The following is a 19,670-nucleotide window of genomic DNA, read 5'->3' as shown; positions in this document are numbered from 1 at the left end:
CTCAGTCCTCGTCCGATTCCGGACGACTCGACCTCACTAGGAGGTCGGGCCGCCGAAGATGTCGATTCGGTCGCCCTCAGCGAGGGTCACGATGGCGCGCTTCGTGTCGGCGCGCTTGCCGAAGCCGGTCTTGGTGCGCTTGCGCTTACCCTGCCGGTTGATCGTGTTGACCCCGGTGACCTTGACCGAGAAGACCGCTTCCACGGCCTGCTTGATCTGGGTCTTGTTGGAGCCCGGCGCGACGATGAACGTGTACTTGTTCTCGTCGAGCAGCGCGTAGCTCTTCTCGGAGACCACGGGCTTGACGAGAACGTCGCGCGGGTCCGAGTACGTCTTGCTGGTGACGGTCGCCTCACTCATCAGGCGTCGCTCCCTTCGGTCTCAGCGGTCTGGGGGCCAGACACGAAGGACTCGAAAGCGGCCTGGGTGAAGACCACGTCGTCAGAGACGATCACGTCGTACGTGTTCAGCTGGCCCGGCTCCAGGATGTGCACCTGGGGCAGGTTGCGGGCGGACAGCCACGCGGCCTCGTCGGCGCGGTCGACGACCAGGAGCAGGTTCTGGCGCTCCGAGATCTTGCCGAGCAGCGTCCTGGCGGCCTTCGTGGAGGCGGCACCCTCGACCACGCCGGTGACGACGTGGATGCGGGAGTGACGGGCCCGGTCGGAGAGGGCACCGCGCAGGGCGGCGGCCTTCATCTTCTTCGGGGTCCGCTGCGAGTAGTCACGCGGCTGCGGGCCGTGGACGACGCCACCGCCGGCGAACTGCGGGGCGCGGGTCGAACCCTGACGGGCGCGGCCGGTGCCCTTCTGGCGGTACGGCTTCTTGCCGCCACCGCGGACTTCGCCGCGGCGCTTGGTCTTGTGCGTGCCCTGACGGGCAGCCGCCAGCTGAGCGACAACGACCTGGTGGATCAGCGGAACGCTGGTCTTCGCGTCGAAGATCTCCGCGGGGAGCTCGACGGTACCGGCCTTGTCGCCTGCCGGCGAAAGGATGTCAATGGTGCTCATTACCTCAAGCCCCCTTGGCCGCGGTACGGACCAGGACGAGGCCGCCGTTCGGACCGGGGACCGCGCCCTTGATGAGGAGCAGACCCTTCTCCGCGTCAACCGCGTGGATGGTCAGGTTCTGGGTGGTGACGCGCTCGTTACCCATGCGGCCCGCCATGCGCATGCCCTTGAAGACACGCCCAGGGGTGGCGCAGCCACCGATGGAACCGGGGGAACGGTGCTTGCGCTGGGTGCCGTGCCCGGCGCCGAGGCCCTTGAAGTTGTGACGCTTCATGACACCGGCGAAGCCCTTGCCCTTGCTCTTGCCCGTGACGTCGACCTTGACGCCGGACTCGAACACCTCGGCAGTGACCTCCTGGCCCAGCGTGTACTCGCTGGCGTCAGGGGTGCGGAGCTCCACCAGGTGGCGGCGCGGGGTGACGTCGGCCTTGGCGAAGTGACCCTTGAGGGGCTTGTTCACCTTGCGCGGGTCGATCTCGCCGAAGGCGATCTGGACCGCTTCGTAGCCGTCGCTGTCGTTGGTGCGGACCTGGGTGACGACGCACGGCCCGGCCTTGACGACGGTGACCGGGACAACCCGGTTGTTCTCGTCCCAGACCTGGGTCATGCCGAGCTTCTCGCCCAGGACGCCCTTAATGTTCTTAGCCATCTCGCGCGTCACCTCAGAGCTTGATCTCGATGTCGACGCCCGCCGGCAGGTCGAGACGCATCAGCGAGTCAACCGTCTTCGGCGTGGGGTCGAGGATGTCGATGAGGCGCTTGTGCGTGCGCATCTCGAAGTGCTCGCGCGAGTCCTTGTACTTGTGCGGCGACTTGATGACGCAGTACACGTTCTTCTCAGTGGGCAGCGGCACCGGGCCTGCGACCGACGCACCAGTGCGGGTCACCGTCTCGACGATCTTCTTCGCCGAGGAGTCGATGACCTCGTGGTCGTAGGCCTTGAGCCGGATGCGGATCTTCTGTCCCGCCATGGCTACTAGTAGTCCTGTCTCTCTGTTTAACGCTCTGGAACCCGGGGGTTCTCCGAACCTCCGCCTCCGACCCACGCGGTCGGGCGTGTCGCATCCCCTCTACGAAAATCTCCCGAAGGAGATCCCAACCAAGGGGGTGCGGGCCCGAGGACCGCGGAACCGGGGGCGGAACACCCACCGGGTGCCTGGCCGGCGCCCTGCGTTGCTTCCCGGAAGATTCCCGTACGTCCGGCCCTACAGGGCCGACGAGTACTGTGGGACTCGCTTCCGGTCCTCCCGGCGGGAGGCGCGCAGCATTGACACTCAACCGAGCAACCTGGTCAGTGTGCCATACGGGGCGCGGGCCTGGCCAATCGAGTCCGGAATACTACCCCGCGCGAGCGAGTACTCAAACGCGGGCACGCATCCGGCGGCCTCGCGCGCCCCGTCCGGCCCCACCCCAGGGCCTGCCCGCACCGCCCCACGCACACGGGCACGGCGGGCCGTTCGCCGGCCGCGGAGGAAGCGGACGGACAACTCCCCGGCAACCATGGCCGATTCGCGCACCCGCGCCATAACGCCGCGTTATGGCCAAACGTTAGTACCCCTCGTCGCGGGGCTCCGGGCACCCTGTTGCCCACCATCCCCCACAGACACGTCCACCCAACGTGTCCCGCGAATCGAGGAACCATGCGTATAGCCAGGCTCGTGCCCGCTGTCGCCGCAGCGGCGGTCTCCGTCCTCGCTCTGCTCGCCCCCTCCGCCTCGGCCGCCCCGGCCGTCGCCCCTCCGGTCACCAAGGCCGTCCAGCCGATCATCGGCGGCGGCCAGGCCACCAGCGCCCCGTGGGCCGCGCGGCTCTTCTCCCAGGGCAGAGAGACCTGTTCGGCGACGATCATCGCGCCGACCTGGATCCTCACCGCCAAGCACTGCGTCACCGGCGGCGGGCTGTCGTTCCGTATCGGCAGCCTCGACCAGCAGAGCGGCGGAACGGTGGCCAACGGCGTCCAGACGTACACCCACAGCTCCGACCTGGCGCTCGTCCGGCTGGACCGCTCCGTGCAGGCCACCTACTCGCGCCTGGGCCAGCCCGGCTCGGTCAGCGTCGGGCAGAGCGTGCAGGTCTGGGGCTGGGGCGCCACCTCGCAGTGCGGCTCCGAGGCCAACTGCCAGTCCCGCTACCTGAAGGTCGCCAACGTGACCGTGACCGGCAGCTGCGGCGACGCGTACGGCGGCTCCGCGATCTGCGCCCGGCGCGGCAACGGCATCACCGCCGGCGGCGACTCCGGCGGCCCGATGACGGCGAACGGCATCCAGGTCGGCGTCGCCTCCACCAGCGACCGCCAGACCACGACCGCGTACACGAACGTCACCGCGTACCGCTCCTGGATCCAGTCGGTCGCCGGCGTCTGATCCCGCGGCCACCGGCCACCGGCCCCGGCCTCCCCGCCGACGGCCCGCCCGCACGGCGAAGGGCCCCCACCTCTCGGAAGAGAGGTGGGGGCCCTTCTTGCGGCTCGGTGAGCCACCAGGTCCAAGGACCAAGCAGAGAACTACTTGATGATCTTGGTGACCTGGCCGGCGCCCACGGTCCGGCCACCCTCGCGGATGGCGAACTTCAGGCCCTCTTCCATGGCGACCGGCTGGATCAGCGCGACGTCCATGAGGGTGTTGTCACCCGGCATGACCATCTCGGTGCCCTCGGGAAGGGTCACGACGCCCGTCACGTCCGTGGTACGGAAGTAGAACTGCGGGCGGTAGTTGTTGAAGAACGGGGTGTGACGGCCACCCTCGTCCTTCGACAGGATGTAGGACTGCGCCTGGAACTCGGTGTGCGGCGTGACCGAACCGGGCTTGATGATGACCTGGCCGCGCTCGACGTCCTCGCGCTTGATGCCACGGAGGAGCAGACCGACGTTCTCACCGGCCTGGCCCTCGTCGAGCAGCTTGCGGAACATCTCGATGCCGGTGACCGTGGTGGTGGTCTTCTCGGTCTTGATACCGACGATGTCGACGGTCTCGTTGACCTTCAGGACACCACGCTCGATGCGGCCGGTGACGACCGTACCGCGACCGGTGATCGTGAAGACGTCCTCGATCGGCATGAGGAACGGCTTCTCGACGTCACGCTCGGGCTGCGGGATGGACTCGTCGACGGCGGCCATCAGGTTCAGGACCGACTGGCCCCACTCCTTGTCGCCCTCAAGAGCCTTGAGCGCCGAGACGCGCACGACCGGGAGGTCGTCGCCCGGGAACTCGTACTCGGAGAGGAGCTCACGGACCTCGAGCTCGACGAGCTCCATGATCTCCTCGTCGTCCACCATGTCGGCCTTGTTCAGGGCGACGACGATGTACGGAACGCCGACCTGGCGGGCCAGGAGCACGTGCTCCTTGGTCTGCGGCATCGGGCCGTCGGTGGCCGCGACCACGAGGATGGCGCCGTCCATCTGCGCCGCACCCGTGATCATGTTCTTGATGTAGTCCGCGTGGCCGGGGCAGTCGACGTGCGCGTAGTGACGCGACTCCGTCTGGTACTCGACGTGCGCGATGGAGATGGTGATACCGCGCTGGCGCTCCTCGGGAGCCTTGTCGATCTGGTCGAAGGCCGAGGCCTCGTTCAGGTCGGGGTACGCGTCGTGCAGCACCTTGGTAATGGCGGCCGTGAGGGTCGTCTTACCGTGGTCGATGTGACCGATGGTGCCGATGTTGACGTGCGGCTTAGTCCGCTCGAACTTCGCCTTCGCCACTGGGTCCTCCTGGAGTGGTTCTGTACGCCTTGCTTCATCGGCGCCAGGTGATCTTTGCTGGGATGCCGGTGCCGGGGGCATGCGGCACAGTGCTCGCGCGCTGTGCCGCATGCCCGCCAGGCTCCGGTGACAAGCCTAAAGCGTGAGCTCGGGAGAGTTACTCGCCCTTGGCCTTCGCGATGATCTCCTCGGCGACGTTCCGCGGAACCTCGGCGTAGGAGTCGAACTGCATCGAGTAGCTTGCGCGACCCGAGGTCTTGCTGCGGAGGTCTCCGACGTAGCCGAACATCTCCGAGAGGGGCACGAGGCCCTTCACGACGCGAGCGCCGCTGCGCTCCTCCATGGCCTGGATCTGGCCACGGCGGGAGTTGAGGTCGCCGATGACATCGCCCATGTAGTCCTCGGGCGTGGTGACCTCGACGGCCATCATCGGCTCCAGGAGCACGGGAGAGGCCTTGCGGGCACCCTCCTTGAACGCCTGCGAACCGGCGATCTTGAAGGCGAGCTCCGAGGAGTCGACCTCGTGGTAACCGCCGTCGAGAAGGGTGACGCGGACGCCGACCATCTCGTAACCGGCCAGGATGCCGAACTGCATGGCTTCCTGGGCGCCCGCGTCCACCGAGGGGATGTACTCACGGGGGATGCGGCCACCGGTGACCTTGTTGACGAACTCGTAGGAGGCGTCGCCACCCTCGATGGGCTCGAGGGCGATCTGCACCTTCGCGAACTGGCCGGTACCACCAGTCTGCTTCTTGTGCGTGTAGTCGATGCGCTCGACGGCCTTGCGGATCGTCTCGCGGTACGCGACCTGGGGCTTGCCGACGTTCGCCTCGACGCGGAACTCGCGCTTCATGCGGTCGACGAGCACCTCGAGGTGAAGCTCGCCCATACCACCGATGATGGTCTGGCCGGTCTCCTCGTCGGAGTGCACCTGGAAGGAGGGGTCCTCCTCCGAGAGGCGCTGGATGGCGACACCCAGCTTCTCCTGGTCACCCTTGGACTTCGGCTCGATGGCGACCTGAATGACCGGCGCCGGGAAGTCCATGGACTCCAGGATGACCGGGTTCTTGTCGTCGCACAGCGTCTCACCGGTGGTGGTCTGCTTGAGACCCATGACGGCGATGATGTCGCCGGCGCCCACCGATGCGATCTCCTCACGCTTGTTCGCGTGCATGCGGTAGATCTTGCCGATGCGCTCCTTCTTGCCCTTGACGGAGTTCAGCACCGCGGTGCCGGCCTCCAGGCGACCGGAGTAGATCCGGACGAAGGTGAGCTTGCCGAGGTGCGGGTCGCTCGCGATCTTGAACGCCAGGCCGGAGAACGGCTCGTCGTCCGAGGGCTTGCGCTTGATGACCAGCTCGGGGTCCTTGACGTCGTGGCCCTCGATGGCCTCGACGTCCAGGGGCGACGGCAGGTAGCGGACGACCGCGTCGAGCAGGGGCTGGACGCCCTTGTTCTTGAACGCGGTACCGCAGAACACCGGGGTGACGGTGATGGAGTCGGCGCCACCCTTCGACGCCAGGGTGATGCGGCGGATCGCCTCGTGCAGCTGGTCCTGGCTGGGCTCGTTGCCCTCCAGGTACAGCTCCATCATCTGGTCGTCGTTCTCGGCCACGGCCTCAAGGAGCTTGCCGCGCCATTCCTCGGCGGCCTCCTTCAGGTTGTCCGGGATCTCGACGATGTTGTACATCTCGCCCTTGGCGGCCTCTTCGGGGTACACGAAGGCCTTCATCGACACGAGGTCGACGACGCCCGTGAAGTCCGCTTCGGCGCCGATGGGGAGCTGCATGACGATCGGGGTCGCGCCGAGGCGGTCCACGATCATGTTGACGCAACGGAGGAAGTCCGCGCCGGTGCGGTCGAGCTTGTTGACGAAGCAGATACGCGGCACGCCGTAGCGGTCCGCCTGACGCCAGACGGTCTCGGACTGCGGCTCGACGCCCGCCACACCGTCGAACACGGTGACGGCGCCGTCGAGGACGCGGAGCGAACGCTCCACCTCGACGGTGAAGTCGACGTGACCCGGGGTGTCGATGATGTTGATGGTGTGGTCAACATCGTTGAGCGGCCAGTGGCAGGTCGTCGCGGCGGACGTGATCGTGATGCCGCGCTCCTGCTCCTGCTCCATCCAGTCCATCGTGGCAGCGCCGTCGTGGACTTCACCGATCTTGTAGCTCACACCGGTGTAGAAGAGGATCCGCTCAGTGGTGGTCGTCTTGCCCGCGTCGATGTGGGCCATGATCCCGATGTTGCGGACCTTGGCCAGGTCAAGCGAAGTGGTGGCCATAAGGCTCAATCTTCTCTCGGTCTCGATGGGGGTAGCGACTACCAGCGGTAGTGCGCGAAGGCCTTGTTGGACTCGGCCATCTTGTGGGTGTCCTCACGCTTCTTGACCGAAGCGCCGAGGCCGTTGGAGGCGTCGAGCAGTTCGTTCATGAGGCGCTCGGTCATGGTCTTCTCGCGGCGGGCGCGGGAGTAACCGACGAGCCAGCGCAGAGCGAGGGTGGAGGCGCGACCGGGCTTGACCTCGATCGGCACCTGGTAGGTGGCGCCACCGACACGGCGGGACTTGACCTCGAGCGAGGGCTTGACGTTCTCAAGCGCGCGCTTCAGCGTGATGACCGGGTCGTTGCCGGTCTTCTCGCGGAGGCCTTCCATGGCGCCGTACACGATCCGCTCGGCGGTGGAACGCTTGCCGTCGAGGAGGATCTTGTTGATCAGCGAGGTGACAAGAGGAGAGCTGTAGACCGGGTCGATGATGACCGGGCGCTTCGGGGCGGGGCCCTTACGAGGCATTCTTACTTCTCCTTCTTGGCGCCGTAGCGGCTGCGGGCCTGCTTGCGGTTCTTGACACCCTGGGTGTCAAGGGAGCCGCGGATGATCTTGTAACGAACACCCGGCAGGTCCTTCACACGGCCACCACGCACGAGCACGATGGAGTGCTCCTGCAGGTTGTGTCCCTCACCCGGGATGTAGGCCGTGACCTCGATACCGGAGGTCAGACGCACACGCGCGACCTTACGGAGGGCCGAGTTCGGCTTCTTCGGGGTGGTCGTGAACACACGCGTGCAGACGCCGCGGCGCTGGGGCGAACCCTCGAGCGCGGGCGTCTTGTTCTTCTCGACCTTGTCCTGCCGGCCCTTCCGGACCAGCTGCTGGATCGTAGGCACTACTTCTCCGGTTTCTGTGTGCCGTTCGTGAAACTAACCTGGAACGTCGCCGACCCACGCGGTCGGGTGTGTCGAATACTGCAAGCTCCTACCCTGGGGCAGAAGGGGCGCAGATCGCGGTGGCCACTGACGAGCTCGCCGTGCGGTTGAGGACACGCACCCGAGCCCAGGCACACCCCAGGCACAAGGCTTGAGCGTACCTACCTCACGGAGCTGGGTCAAAACAAATGCCGTCCACCCCGACGGGCACGGCCTCCACCGACGATCCCGCCCGTCGCCCCGAGGGCTTCCGGATCAGCGGAACCTCCTCCCGTATGCCTTCCGACGCCCCTCAGGGCTCCTGAGGGCGCTGTACGCGGACGGGAACGGGAACGGAGACCGGGAAGGCCGCCGCCCACGCCGGAGGGCGGCCACCCCGCGTACAGGGTGACCGCCCTCCGGTCGATCAGGCGACTCGCCTACTGGTTGTACGGACCGTAGTCGTAGTCCTCCAGCGGAACGGCCTGGCCGGAGCCGGTGCCGAACGGCGAGTAGTCGATGTCGTCGTAGCCGACGGCCGAGTACATCGCGGCCTTGGCCTCCTCGGTCGGCTCGACCCGGATGTTGCGGTAGCGGGACAGGCCCGTACCGGCCGGGATGAGCTTACCGATGATGACGTTCTCCTTGAGGCCGATCAGGGAGTCCGACTTGGCGTTGATCGCCGCGTCGGTCAGGACCCTGGTCGTCTCCTGGAAGGACGCCGCCGACAGCCACGACTCGGTGGCGAGCGAGGCCTTGGTGATACCCATCAGCTGCGGACGGCCGGAGGCGGGGTGACCGCCCTCGGTGACCACACGACGGTTCTCGGTCTCGAACTTCGACCGCTCGACCAGCTCGCCCGGAAGCAGTTCCGCGTCGCCGGACTCGATGATCGTCACGCGGCGGAGCATCTGCCGGATGATGATCTCGATGTGCTTGTCGTGGATCGACACGCCCTGCGAGTTGTAGACCTTCTGGACTTCGCCGACCAGGTGGACCTGGACCGCACGCTGGCCGAGGATGCGCAGCACGTCGTGCGGGTTGGTCGCACCGACGGTGAGCTTCTGGCCCACCTCGACCGGGTCGCCCTCGCCCACGAGCAGACGGGCGCGCTTCGAGATCGGGAACGCCGTCTCGTCGCTGCCGTCGTCCGGGGTGACGACGAGCTTCTTGGTCTTCTCGGTCTCCTCGATCCGCACGCGGCCCTTGGCCTCGGAGATCGGGGCGACACCCTTCGGCGTACGGGCCTCGAAGAGCTCGACGACTCGGGGCAGACCCTGGGTGATGTCGTCACCGGCCACACCACCGGTGTGGAAGGTACGCATCGTCAGCTGGGTGCCGGGCTCACCGATGGACTGGGCGGCGATGATGCCGACCGCCTCACCGATGTCGACCAGCTTGCCGGTGGCGAGCGAGCGTCCGTAGCAGAAGGCACAGGTGCCGACCGCGGACTCACAGGTCAGGACCGAGCGGGTCTTGACCTCCTCGACGCCGGCGCCCACCAGGGCGTCGATCAGGACGTCGCCCAGGTCGACGTTGGCAGGCGCGATGACCTTGCCGTCCACCACGACGTCCTCGGCGAGCATGCGGGCGTAGACCGAGGTCTCGACGTCCTCCGTCTTGCGGAGCACGCCGTCGGCGCCCTTGACCGCGATCTTCAGCTTGAGGCCGCGGTCGGTGCCGCAGTCCTCCTCGCGGATGATCACGTCCTGCGAGACGTCCACCAGACGACGGGTCAGGTAACCCGAGTCGGCGGTACGCAGGGCGGTGTCCGCCAGACCCTTACGGGCGCCGTGCGTGGAGATGAAGTACTCCAGGACGGTGAGGCCCTCGCGGAAGGACGCCTTGATGGGACGCGGGATCGTCTCGTTCTTGGCGTTCGACACCAGACCGCGCATACCCGCGATCTGACGCATCTGCATCATGTTTCCTCGGGCGCCCGAGTCGACCATCATGAAGATGGGGTTCGTCTTCGGGAAGTTCGCGTTCATCGCCTCGGCGACCTCGTTGGTCGCCTTGGTCCAGATCGCGATGAGCTCCTGCGTGCGCTCGTCCTTGGTGATCAGACCGCGCTCGTACTGCTTCTGGACCTTCTCGTCCTGCTCCTCGTAGCCCTTGACGATGGCCTTCTTGGCCTCGGGCACGACGACGTCGGAGATGGCCACGGTGACGCCCGAACGGGTCGCCCAGTGGAAGCCCGCCGCCTTCAGGTTGTCGAGCGTCGCCGCCACGATGACCTTGGGGTAGCGCTCGGCCAGGTCGTTGACGATCTCGGAGAGCTGCTTCTTGCCCACCGAGTAGTCGACGAACGGGTAGTCCTCGGGCAGCAGCTCGTTGAAGAGCGCGCGGCCCAGGCTGGTGCGCAGGCGGAAGGTGTCGCCCGGCTGGTACTCGGGCTCGCCCTCCTCGGCGACCGGCGGCACCCAGCCGCGCGGCGGGATGGTGCCCACCGGGAAGCGGATGTCGACCTTCGCCTGGAGCGACAGCTCGCGGGCGTCGAAGGCCATGATCGCCTCGGCCGTGGAGCCGAAGGACCGGCCCTGGCCCTTGACCTCGCGCTCCTCCTCGTCCGTGGTGAGGAAGAAGAGGCCCAGCACCATGTCCTGGGTCGGCATGGTGACCGGACGGCCGTCGGCCGGCTTGAGGATGTTGTTCGAGGACAGCATCAGGATGCGGGCCTCGGCCTGCGCCTCCGCGGAGAGCGGCAGGTGCACGGCCATCTGGTCGCCGTCGAAGTCCGCGTTGAACGCGGTGCAGACGAGCGGGTGGATCTGGATGGCCTTGCCCTCGACCAGCTGCGGCTCGAATGCCTGGATGCCGAGGCGGTGCAGGGTGGGCGCACGGTTCAGCAGCACCGGGTGCTCGGCGATGACCTCTTCGAGGACGTCGTACACGACGGTGCGGCCACGCTCGACCATGCGCTTGGCCGACTTGATGTTCTGCGCGTGGTTCAGGTCCACCAGGCGCTTCATCACGAACGGCTTGAAGAGCTCCAGCGCCATCGCCTTCGGCAGACCGCACTGGTGCAGCTTGAGCTGCGGACCGACGACGATCACGGAACGCGCGGAGTAGTCCACGCGCTTGCCGAGGAGGTTCTGGCGGAAACGGCCCTGCTTGCCCTTGAGCATGTCGCTCAGGGACTTCAGGGGCCGGTTGCCGGGACCGGTGACCGGGCGACCGCGGCGGCCGTTGTCGAACAGCGCGTCGACGGCCTCCTGCAGCATCCGCTTCTCGTTGTTCACGATGATCTCGGGCGCGCCGAGGTCGAGGAGACGCTTGAGGCGGTTGTTGCGGTTGATCACACGGCGGTACAGGTCGTTCAGGTCGGAGGTCGCGAAGCGGCCACCGTCCAGCTGCACCATCGGACGCAGGTCCGGCGGGATGACCGGCACGCAGTCGAGCACCATGCCCTTGGGCTTGTTGCTGGTCTGCAGGAACGCCGAGACGACCTTGAGGCGCTTGAGCGCACGGGTCTTCTTCTGGCCCTTGCCGGTACGGATGATCTCGCGGAGGCGCTCGGCCTCCTCGTCGAGGTCGAAGGACTCCAGGCGCTTCTGCAGCGCGGCGGCGCCCATGCAGCCGTCGAAGTACGTGCCGAAGCGGTCACGCAGCTCGCGGTAGAGCAGCTCGTCGCCCTCCAGGTCCTGGACCTTGAGGTTCTTGAAGCGGCTCCACACCTCGTCGAGGCGGTCGATCTCGCGCTGCGCGCGGTCGCGCAGCTGCTTCATCTCGCGCTCGGCGCCTTCGCGCACCTTGCGGCGCACGTCGGCCTTGGCGCCCTCGGCCTCCAGCTCGGCCAGGTCGGTCTCGAGCTTCTTGGCGCGGGCCTCCAGGTCGGAGTCGCGGCGGTTCTCGGTCTGCTGACGCTCGACGGAGACGTGCGCCTCCAGGGACGGCAGGTCGCGGGTACGACGCTCCTCGTCCACGAACGTGATCATGTACGCGGCGAAGTAGATGACCTTTTCCAGGTCCTTCGGCGCGAGGTCCAGCAGGTATCCGAGGCGCGACGGGACGCCCTTGAAGTACCAGATGTGGGTGACGGGAGCGGCAAGCTCGATGTGGCCCATCCGCTCACGACGCACCTTGGCGCGAGTGACCTCGACGCCGCAGCGCTCGCAGATGATGCCCTTGAAGCGGACACGCTTGTACTTGCCGCAGTAGCACTCCCAGTCCCGGGTCGGACCGAAGATCTTCTCGCAGAAGAGTCCGTCCTTTTCGGGCTTGAGCGTGCGGTAGTTGATGGTCTCCGGCTTCTTCACTTCGCCGTGGGACCAGGTCCGGATGTCGTCCGCGGTGGCAAGGCCGATCCGCAGCTCGTCGAAGAAGTTGACGTCGAGCACTTGTCGTCAATCCCTCTTTCGGGGGTTCGAGCCCCTTGCCGTCAAGCGAGCAATGGGGCACTTCAGCAATGGTCTGAACGGGTCCGGGGAGAGCCGGCCGGATCACGGGGATCCGGCCGGCGAACCCGTCAGACCTCTTCGACGCTGCTCGGCTCGCGCCGGGACAGGTCGATACCGAGTTCCTCCGCCGCGCGGAAGACGTCCTCGTCCGTGTCGCGCATCTCGATGGACATGCCGTCCGAGGAGAGCACCTCCACGTTGAGGCAGAGCGACTGCATTTCCTTGATGAGCACCTTGAAGGACTCGGGGATGCCCGGCTCGGGGATGTTCTCGCCCTTGACGATGGCCTCGTAGACCTTCACGCGGCCGGTCACGTCGTCGGACTTGATCGTCAGCAGCTCCTGGAGGGCGTAGGCGGCGCCGTACGCCTCCAGTGCCCACACCTCCATCTCACCGAAGCGCTGTCCACCGAACTGTGCCTTACCACCCAGCGGCTGCTGGGTGATCATGGAGTACGGACCGGTCGAACGGGCGTGGAGCTTGTCGTCGACCAGGTGGTGGAGCTTGAGGATGTACATGTAACCGACCGAGACCGGGTCCGGGAACGGCTCGCCGGAGCGGCCGTCGAACAGCTTGGCCTTGCCGGAGGGCTGCACCAGGCGGTCGCCGTCGCGGTTGGGGATCGTGGCCTCGAAGAGGCCGGAGATCTCGTCCTCGCGCGCACCGTCGAAGACGGGCGTGGCGACGTTGGTGCCGGGGGCGACCTGGTCGGCGCCGATGGCCTGCAGGCGCTTGGCCCACTCGTCACCGAGGCCGGAGACGTCCCAGCCGCGGCTGGCGAGCCAGCCGAGGTGGATCTCCAGGACCTGTCCCGGGTTCATTCGGGACGGGACGCCCAGCGGGTTGAGGATGATGTCGACCGGGGTGCCGTCCTCCAGGAACGGCATGTCCTCGATCGGCAGGATCTTGGAGATGACGCCCTTGTTGCCGTGGCGTCCGGCGAGCTTGTCACCGTCGGTGATCTTGCGCTTCTGCGCGACGTAGACGCGGACCAGCTGGTTCACGCCCGGCGGCAGTTCGTCGCCCTCCTCGCGGTCGAAGACGCGGACGCCGATGACCTTGCCGATCTCGCCGTGCGGCACCTTCAGCGAGGTGTCGCGCACCTCGCGCGCCTTCTCGCCGAAGATCGCGCGGAGCAGGCGCTCCTCGGGGGTCAGCTCGGTCTCGCCCTTGGGCGTGACCTTGCCGACGAGGATGTCTCCGGCGACGACCTCGGCGCCGATCCGGATGATGCCGCGCTCGTCGAGGTCCGCGAGGACCTCCTCGGAGACGTTCGGGATGTCCCGGGTGATCTCCTCCGGGCCGAGCTTGGTGTCACGGGCGTCGACCTCGTGCTCCTCGATGTGGATCGAGGAGAGGACGTCGTCCTGCACGAGGCGCTGCGACAGGATGATCGCGTCCTCGTAGTTGTGACCCTCCCACGGCATGAACGCCACGAGCAGGTTCTTGCCGAGGGCCATCTCACCGTTCTCGGTGGCCGGTCCGTCGGCGAGCACCTGGTCGGCGACGACCCGGTCGCCCTCGGAGACGACGACCTTCTGGTTGACCGAGGTGCCCTGGTTGGAGCGCATGAACTTGGCGATGCGGTACGTGGTGTACGTGCCGTCGTCGTTCGTGACGGTGATGTAGTCCGCGGAGACCTCCTGGACCACACCGTCCTTCTCGGCCTTGAGGACGTCGCCGGCGTCGGTGGCGCAGCGGTACTCCATGCCGGTGCCCACGAGCGGGGCCTCGGACTTGATGAGCGGCACGGCCTGCCGCATCATGTTCGCGCCCATGAGCGCGCGGTTGGCGTCGTCGTGCTCCAGGAAGGGGATCATCGCGGTGGCGACGGACACCATCTGGCGCGGCGAGACGTCCATGTAGTCGACGTCCGTGCCGGGCACGTAGTCGACCTCTCCGCCGCGGCGGCGGACCAGGACGCGGGGCTCGGTGAAGCGCAGCTCGTCGGAGAGCGTCGCGTTCGCCTGGGCGATGACGAAGCGGTCCTCCTCGTCGGCCGTGATGTAGTCGACGTCATCGGTGACCTGGCCGTCGACGACCTTGCGGTACGGCGTCTCGATGAAGCCGAACGCGTTGACGCGGCCGTACGAGGCGAGCGAACCGATCAGACCGATGTTCGGGCCTTCGGGGGTCTCGATCGGGCACATGCGTCCGTAGTGGGACGGGTGCACGTCGCGGACCTCGAAGCCGGCCCGCTCACGGGAGAGGCCACCCGGGCCGAGCGCCGACAGGCGGCGCTTGTGGGTGAGACCCGACAGCGGGTTGTTCTGGTCCATGAACTGCGACAGCTGGCTGGTGCCGAAGAACTCCTTGATGGAGGCGACGACCGGCCGGATGTTGATCAGGGTCTGCGGCGTGATCGCCTCGACGTCCTGGGTCGTCATGCGCTCGCGCACGACGCGCTCCATCCTCGCCAGACCCGTGCGGACCTGGTTCTGGATGAGCTCGCCGACGTTGCGCAGACGGCGGTTGCCGAAGTGGTCGATGTCGTCGGTCTCGACGACGATCTCCCGGCCCGACTCGCCGATCGTCTCGGTCTCACCGGCGTGCAGCTTGACCAGGTACTTGATGGTCGCGATGACGTCGTCGGTGGTGAGCACGCCGGCGTCCAGCGGCTCGTCCGCGCCGAGCTTCTTGTTCACCTTGTAGCGGCCGACCTTCGCGAGGTCGTAGCGCTTCGGGTTGAAGTAGAGGTTCTCGAGCAGCGTCTGAGCGGCCTCGCGGGTGGGCGGCTCGCCCGGGCGCAGCTTGCGGTAGATGTCGAGCAGCGCGTCGTCCTGGCCCTGGGTGTGGTCCTTCTCCAGGGTGGCGCGCATCGACTCGTACTCGCCGAACTCCTCAAGGATCTGCTCGGTGCTCCAGCCGAGGGCCTTCAGGAGGACGGTGACCGACTGCTTGCGCTTGCGGTCGATGCGGACACCGACCATGTCGCGCTTGTCGATCTCCATCTCCAGCCAGGCGCCCCGGGACGGGATGATCTTCGCGGAGAAGATGTCCTTGTCGGACGTCTTGTCGATGGAGGAGTCGAAGTAGACACCCGGCGAGCGCACCAGCTGCGACACCACGACACGCTCGGTGCCGTTGATGACGAAGGTGCCCTTGTTGGTCATGAGCGGGAAGTCGCCCATGAAGACCGTCTGGGACTTGATCTCGCCGGTCTCGTTGTTGGTGAACTCGGCCGTGACGAAGAGCGGCGCGGCGAACGTGAAGTCGCGCTCCTTGCACTCGTCGATCGAGTTCTTCGGGGGCTCGAAGCGGTGGTCGCGGAACGTAAGCGACATCGACCCGGAGAAGTCCTCGATCGGTGAGATCTCCTCGAAGATCTCCTCCAGGCCGGACTTGGTGGGGACGTCTTGTCCACTGTCCAGAGCAGCCTCGACGCGAGCCTTCCAGGCGGCGTTGCCGAGGAGCCAGTCAAAGCTCTCGGTCTGCAGCGCGAGGAGGTTCGGAACCTCGAGGGGCTCCTTGATCTTTGCAAAAGAGATGCGCAGCGGGGCGGTGCTGGCACCGTTGTTCGTATTCGCGGTCGAGGCGTTGCGCGAGGCGGCCAAGAGGGGGTCCTTCCGAGGGCTCGGACTCACTACGCGCGTACCGGTCCCAAGCTGGACACAAAGGCAGAAATCCCAGTTCAGGGACGATCGGCCATCGGTGCTTCAGCGTGGGCATGCCCCTGGTGACGGGCAGGAGGCAGCTAACAGGCAGCGCAAAGGGTCAGTGTAGCCAAGCGGCACACTGATGTCCAGTCGGGGTTCTCAGAGACCCACGTTGCTCTCAACAGCTGTTCTCAACACCTATGTCTAGCCCTCGCGCGGGGTGCGCTCTTCTTTACTGCCCTCTTCACTCTCGATCCATGCCTCGGATACGGATCGAAGTGATGACGCGTCCTGAGAATTGCGCGCCGCGTGCGGTTCGTCAAGGCCCACCGGTCCGAACGGCCCTCCGGGCGGCCTCGCCGCCTGCCCCGTACGCGGCCCCAGGGTGCCCCTGGGCGGCCCGCGAGAGGCGCACGGCGAAGATCACCCTACTCGCCCCGGGCGGAAGAGCAAGGCAGCCGTCTCGGGCACGCCACAGGGCGACCACCCGGATGGGTGATCGCCCTGTGGAGAGGCGACGCCCCCGCCCTGCGGCGGGAACGGCACCGGAGAGAGTCAGACGACTCTCGAAGTCACTTGACCTCGACGGAAGCGCCGGCGGCCTTGAGGGACTCGGCAGCCTTCTCGGCGGCCTCCTTGGCGACCTTCTCGAGAACCGGCTTCGGGGTGCCGTCGACGAGGTCCTTGGCCTCCTTCAGACCCAGCGAGGTCAGCTCACGCACGACCTTGATGACCTGGATCTTCTTCTCGCCGGCACCGGTGAGGATGACGTCGAACTCGTCCTGCTCGGCCTCGGCCTCGGCCGGGGCGCCCGCAGCGGCGGGGCCGGCGACGGCGACCGCGGCGGCGGCGGTGACGTCGAACTTCTCCTCGAAGGCCTTCACGAAGGCGGAGAGCTCGATGAGGGTCATGTCTTCGAACTGCGCGAGCAGGTCGTCCTGGGACAGCTTCGCCATGATAGGCGTCCTTCCACTATTCGGCAGGTGCCGGATGTATGTGTCGGCGGGCGTACGTGGAGCCCGCTGGACCGCTGAGCGAAATTACTCGGCGGCCTCGGCGGGAGCCGGAGTACCGGCACCGCCCTGCTCTTCCTTCTTGGCGCGAAGCGCTTCCGCGGTGCGGACGAACTTCGACGGCAGAGCCTGGAAGAGCTGCGCAGCCTGAGTCTGCTTGCCCTTCATGGCACCGGCCAGCTTGGAGAGCAGAACCTCGCGGGACTCGAGGTCCGCAAGCTTCTTGATCTCATCGGCGGACAGCGCCTTGCCGTCAAGGACACCGCCCTTGATGATGAGGTTGGGGTTGTCCTTGGCGAAGTCACGAAGACCCTTCGCCGACTCCACCGGGTCACCGGTGACGAAGGCAACCGCCGTCGGACCCGAGAACAGGTCGTCCAGCGTGTCGATCCCGGCCTCGTTGGCCGCAATCTTGGTCAGCGTGTTCTTCACCACGGCGTACTGGGCGTTCTCACCGAGCGAACGGCGCAGCGTCTTGAGCTGCGCCACGGTGAGACCCCGGTACTCGGTCAGCACGGCGGCGTTCGAGCTGCGGAACTGGTCCGCGAGCTCGGCTACCGCGGCAGCCTTGTCGGGCCTTGCCATGAGCGTCGGCCTCCTTCCGGGTGATGAGGACCGCTCAGAAGGGGCCGGGAAAGACGAAACGCCCCAGCACAAGTGCCAGGGCGCAGCTCGACCGGACAGAGTCCGGGAGCGTTCCACAGTCACCTGCGCAGGTCGTCCGGTCTAGCGGAACCTTCGGTCACCGTCCCTCTTGCGAGAGCGCAGTGACGACCAGCGGTCTTTGGCTTCCTGTGGAGAGTACGCGAGAGGAGGCGCGCCGGGCAAATCCGTCTCGATTCGCCCGGTGCGCGAGGTTTACCGAAGGCTCAGGACGCTCCCGCGGCCCCGCCCTGCTGCTTGAGGACGTCCCGGAAGTCCACGGTGTCGGAGGCGGCGGGCTTCTCGACGGAGACCTCCGTGCCGTAGTCGCTGTAGAAGACGGTCGTGTCGAAGTCGCCGGCCGCCGTCCGCCCGCGCTCGGTCTTCTTCACCAGGAGATCGTCCCGGTCCACCCAGATGTCCACGGTCTGGGTGGTGACGCCGGCGGCGGCGAGCTGCTTCTTGAAGGCCGCCAGCTGCTCCGCGTTCAGCGCGGAGTCGCGGGCGGTCAACTTCGCCACGTCGACGGTGCCGGAGTAGTGGGTGGCGGACACCCCGCGCACGTCCTCCCGGCCCACCTTCTCGACGTCGCCGGAGGCGAGCAGCGCCCGCACGCCCTGCTCGGGTGTGCTGTTATGCATCTGGTCCTTGAGGACGTCGCCGGCGGCGCCGCCCAGCGCGGCGAGGTCCCTCAGGCCGTACCGGATCCAGCTCCGGCCGCCCAGCTCGGAGGCGAAGGCGTCGCCCATGGCCGCGTAGTACTCGTCCCGGAGGTAGCGCACCCGGACCGACCCGTCGCCGCCGGTCCGCTTCAGGGCCTCGCCCATCGTTCCGCCGGTGTACGTGATGGTGAGCGAGCCGGTCAGACCGTCGGCCCAGTCGATCGTGCCGGACTGCTTCAGGGCGACGCTGTCGCCGACCTCGGCGGTGCCCTCGATACGGGCCGACCGCGCCGTGCCGGTCTTCTCCCGCACCTGCTGGAGCGCCGTGACGGAGGCGGTGTCCACCGCGCCGCCCGCGGCCCGCTCGTCCGGGCGCGAGCCGCCGCCCTGCCCCGGGCCGCTGCAGGCCGCCGCCGACATCAGGGCCGTGACCGCCAACGCCGTCCCCGCGCGCCGTACCGTGCTCGTCCTCATCGTCCGTCCACCCCTCGCGTCGTCGCTCGTCCGGCCGCCCCCACCCTGGCACAGGGCAGCCGGCGGGCACCGGCCCTCGCGGGAAATCACGGACGTCGCACTCACCGGCCGCCCCATCGGAAACGAGGACGGGCCCCGCACCTCGAAAGGTTGCGGGGCCCGTCCACAGGGGTGCACGCGTACGACGCGGCTACCGGGTGAGCGCGAGGGCTCAGACGGCGGCCGGGTCCTCCTCGACGAGGAGGTTGCGGGTGCGGTTGGCGTCCAGCGGGATGCCGGGGCCCATCGTGGTGGCCAGCGTGGCCTTCTTGATGAAGCGGCCCTTGGCGGCGGACGGCTTCAGACGGAGGATCTCCTCCAGCGCCGCTGCGTAGTTCTCCACCAGCTTGGTGTCGTCGAACGACGTCTTGCCGATGATGAAGTGCAGGTTCGAGTGCTTGTCGACGCGGAACTCGATCTTGCCGCCCTTGATGTCGTTGACAGCCTTCACGACGTCGGGGGTGACGGTGCCGGTCTTCGGGTTCGGCATCAGACCACGCGGACCGAGCACGCGGCCCAGGCGGCCGACCTTGCCCATGAGGTCCGGGGTGGCGACGACGGCGTCGAAGTCCAGACGGCCCTTCGCCACCTCGTCGATGAGCTCGTCGGCGCCGACGATGTCGGCTCCGGCGGCTTCCGCGGCCGCAGCACGGTCACCGGTCGCGAAGACCAGGACCCGGGCGGTCTTGCCGGTGCCGTGCGGGAGGTTCACGGTGCCGCGGACCATCTGGTCGGCCTTGCGCGGGTCGACACCCAGGCAGAAGGCGACCTCGACGGTGCCGTCGAACTTCGTGGAGGCGGTGTCCTTGGCGAGACGGACGGCCTCGAGCGGGGCGTAGTTGCGCTCCCGGTCGATCTTGGCGTCCGCAGCGCGGAGGTTCTTGCTGCGCTTCACTTCTACTCCTGTGGTTTCAGGTGTGGAGTCGTGGTGCGGACCAGCGCTTGGTCC

Annotated in this window: 15 protein-coding genes; 1 reads left to right on the top strand and 14 read right to left on the bottom strand. The window is 67.3% G+C overall.

Annotation, left to right across the window (positions count from 1 at the left end; all coding sequences use genetic code 11):
• Window positions 1–36: 36 nt before the first annotated feature.
• From rplW to rpsJ, 4 genes are read right to left on the bottom strand one after another with little or no spacing between them, the layout of a single operon-like run.
• The gene (rplW, locus tag EES43_RS17705; RefSeq protein WP_014154589.1) at window positions 37–360 is read right to left on the bottom strand and encodes a 50S ribosomal protein L23; all 324 of its coding nucleotides are present in this window, start codon (window positions 358–360) and stop codon (window positions 37–39) included.
• A complete protein-coding gene (rplD, locus tag EES43_RS17700; RefSeq protein ID WP_124269608.1) occupies window positions 360–1,010 on the bottom strand; it encodes a 50S ribosomal protein L4 in 651 nt (216 codons plus the stop codon). Before rplD ends, rplW begins: the two co-directional genes overlap by 1 nt.
• A 4-nt stretch (window positions 1,011–1,014) precedes the next feature.
• Complete coding sequence (gene rplC, locus EES43_RS17695; protein ID WP_124269607.1) at window positions 1,015–1,659, bottom strand: 50S ribosomal protein L3; 645 nt, start codon at window positions 1,657–1,659, stop codon at window positions 1,015–1,017.
• 13 nt (window positions 1,660–1,672) lie between these two features.
• Window positions 1,673–1,981 carry a 30S ribosomal protein S10 gene (gene rpsJ, locus EES43_RS17690; RefSeq protein ID WP_003948644.1) on the bottom strand — a complete coding sequence of 103 codons (309 nt, stop codon included), beginning with the start codon at window positions 1,979–1,981 and terminating at the stop codon, window positions 1,673–1,675.
• A gap of 669 nt (window positions 1,982–2,650) precedes the next feature.
• On the opposite strand from rpsJ, the gene EES43_RS17685 reads away from it, so the two are divergent.
• Window positions 2,651–3,373: a S1 family peptidase gene (locus EES43_RS17685; protein WP_124269606.1), complete on the top strand. Its 723-nt coding sequence runs from the start codon at window positions 2,651–2,653 to the stop codon at window positions 3,371–3,373.
• Between the two features lie 140 nt (window positions 3,374–3,513).
• Here EES43_RS17685 and tuf read toward each other — a convergent pair whose 3' ends face one another.
• From tuf to rplA, 10 genes are all read right to left on the bottom strand, one after another.
• Window positions 3,514–4,707, bottom strand: a complete 1,194-nt coding sequence (tuf, locus tag EES43_RS17680; protein WP_015610719.1) for an elongation factor Tu — start codon at window positions 4,705–4,707, stop codon at window positions 3,514–3,516.
• A 157-nt stretch (window positions 4,708–4,864) separates the two neighbouring features.
• Window positions 4,865–6,994, bottom strand: coding sequence for an elongation factor G (gene fusA, locus EES43_RS17675; protein ID WP_124269605.1), 2,130 nt, complete (start codon window positions 6,992–6,994; stop codon window positions 4,865–4,867).
• A 38-nt stretch (window positions 6,995–7,032) separates the two neighbouring features.
• Window positions 7,033–7,503, bottom strand: a complete 471-nt coding sequence (rpsG, locus tag EES43_RS17670) for a 30S ribosomal protein S7 (RefSeq protein ID WP_003966970.1) — start codon at window positions 7,501–7,503, stop codon at window positions 7,033–7,035.
• Between the two features lie 2 nt (window positions 7,504–7,505).
• Window positions 7,506–7,877: a 30S ribosomal protein S12 gene (gene rpsL / locus EES43_RS17665; protein ID WP_003948652.1), complete on the bottom strand. Its 372-nt coding sequence runs from the start codon at window positions 7,875–7,877 to the stop codon at window positions 7,506–7,508.
• Between the two features lie 458 nt (window positions 7,878–8,335).
• Window positions 8,336–12,235, bottom strand: coding sequence for a DNA-directed RNA polymerase subunit beta' (locus EES43_RS17660; RefSeq protein WP_124269604.1), 3,900 nt, complete (start codon window positions 12,233–12,235; stop codon window positions 8,336–8,338).
• 128 nt (window positions 12,236–12,363) lie between these two features.
• A complete protein-coding gene (gene rpoB, locus EES43_RS17655; protein ID WP_124269603.1) occupies window positions 12,364–15,849 on the bottom strand; it encodes a DNA-directed RNA polymerase subunit beta in 3,486 nt (1,161 codons plus the stop codon).
• A 614-nt stretch (window positions 15,850–16,463) separates the two neighbouring features.
• Complete coding sequence (rplL, locus tag EES43_RS17645; protein WP_124269602.1) at window positions 16,464–16,847, bottom strand: 50S ribosomal protein L7/L12; 384 nt, start codon at window positions 16,845–16,847, stop codon at window positions 16,464–16,466.
• Window positions 16,848–16,931: 84 nt separating this feature from the next.
• Entirely contained in the window at window positions 16,932–17,489 is a 558-nt protein-coding gene (gene rplJ / locus EES43_RS17640) for a 50S ribosomal protein L10 (RefSeq protein ID WP_124269601.1), read from the bottom strand.
• Window positions 17,490–17,773: 284 nt separating this feature from the next.
• Entirely contained in the window at window positions 17,774–18,682 is a 909-nt protein-coding gene (locus EES43_RS17635) for an SCO4651 family lipoprotein (protein WP_124269600.1), read from the bottom strand.
• A gap of 211 nt (window positions 18,683–18,893) precedes the next feature.
• Window positions 18,894–19,616 (bottom strand): 50S ribosomal protein L1, encoded by a 723-nt coding sequence (gene rplA / locus EES43_RS17630; protein ID WP_124269599.1) that lies wholly within the window; start codon window positions 19,614–19,616, stop codon window positions 18,894–18,896.
• Between the last annotated feature and the right edge of the window lie 54 nt (window positions 19,617–19,670).

Source organism: Streptomyces sp. ADI96-02 (assembly GCF_003846185.1).
Taxonomy (GTDB): Bacteria; Actinomycetota; Actinomycetes; order Streptomycetales; family Streptomycetaceae; genus Streptomyces.
This window is presented reverse-complemented; position numbering and strand designations above follow the sequence as displayed.

Coding starts and splice junctions, on each gene's coding strand:
- rplW (WP_014154589.1), bottom strand. CDS start 360: ATGAGTGAGGCGACCGTCACCAGCAAGACGTACTCGGACCCGCGCGAC.
- rplD (WP_124269608.1), bottom strand. CDS start 1,010: ATGAGCACCATTGACATCCTTTCGCCGGCAGGCGACAAGGCCGGTACC.
- rplC (WP_124269607.1), bottom strand. CDS start 1,659: ATGGCTAAGAACATTAAGGGCGTCCTGGGCGAGAAGCTCGGCATGACC.
- rpsJ (WP_003948644.1), bottom strand. CDS start 1,981: ATGGCGGGACAGAAGATCCGCATCCGGCTCAAGGCCTACGACCACGAG.
- EES43_RS17685 (WP_124269606.1), top strand. CDS start 2,651: ATGCGTATAGCCAGGCTCGTGCCCGCTGTCGCCGCAGCGGCGGTCTCC.
- fusA (WP_124269605.1), bottom strand. CDS start 6,994: ATGGCCACCACTTCGCTTGACCTGGCCAAGGTCCGCAACATCGGGATC.
- rpsG (WP_003966970.1), bottom strand. CDS start 7,503: ATGCCTCGTAAGGGCCCCGCCCCGAAGCGCCCGGTCATCATCGACCCG.
- rplL (WP_124269602.1), bottom strand. CDS start 16,847: ATGGCGAAGCTGTCCCAGGACGACCTGCTCGCGCAGTTCGAAGACATG.
- rplJ (WP_124269601.1), bottom strand. CDS start 17,489: ATGGCAAGGCCCGACAAGGCTGCCGCGGTAGCCGAGCTCGCGGACCAG.
- EES43_RS17635 (WP_124269600.1), bottom strand. CDS start 18,682: ATGAGGACGAGCACGGTACGGCGCGCGGGGACGGCGTTGGCGGTCACG.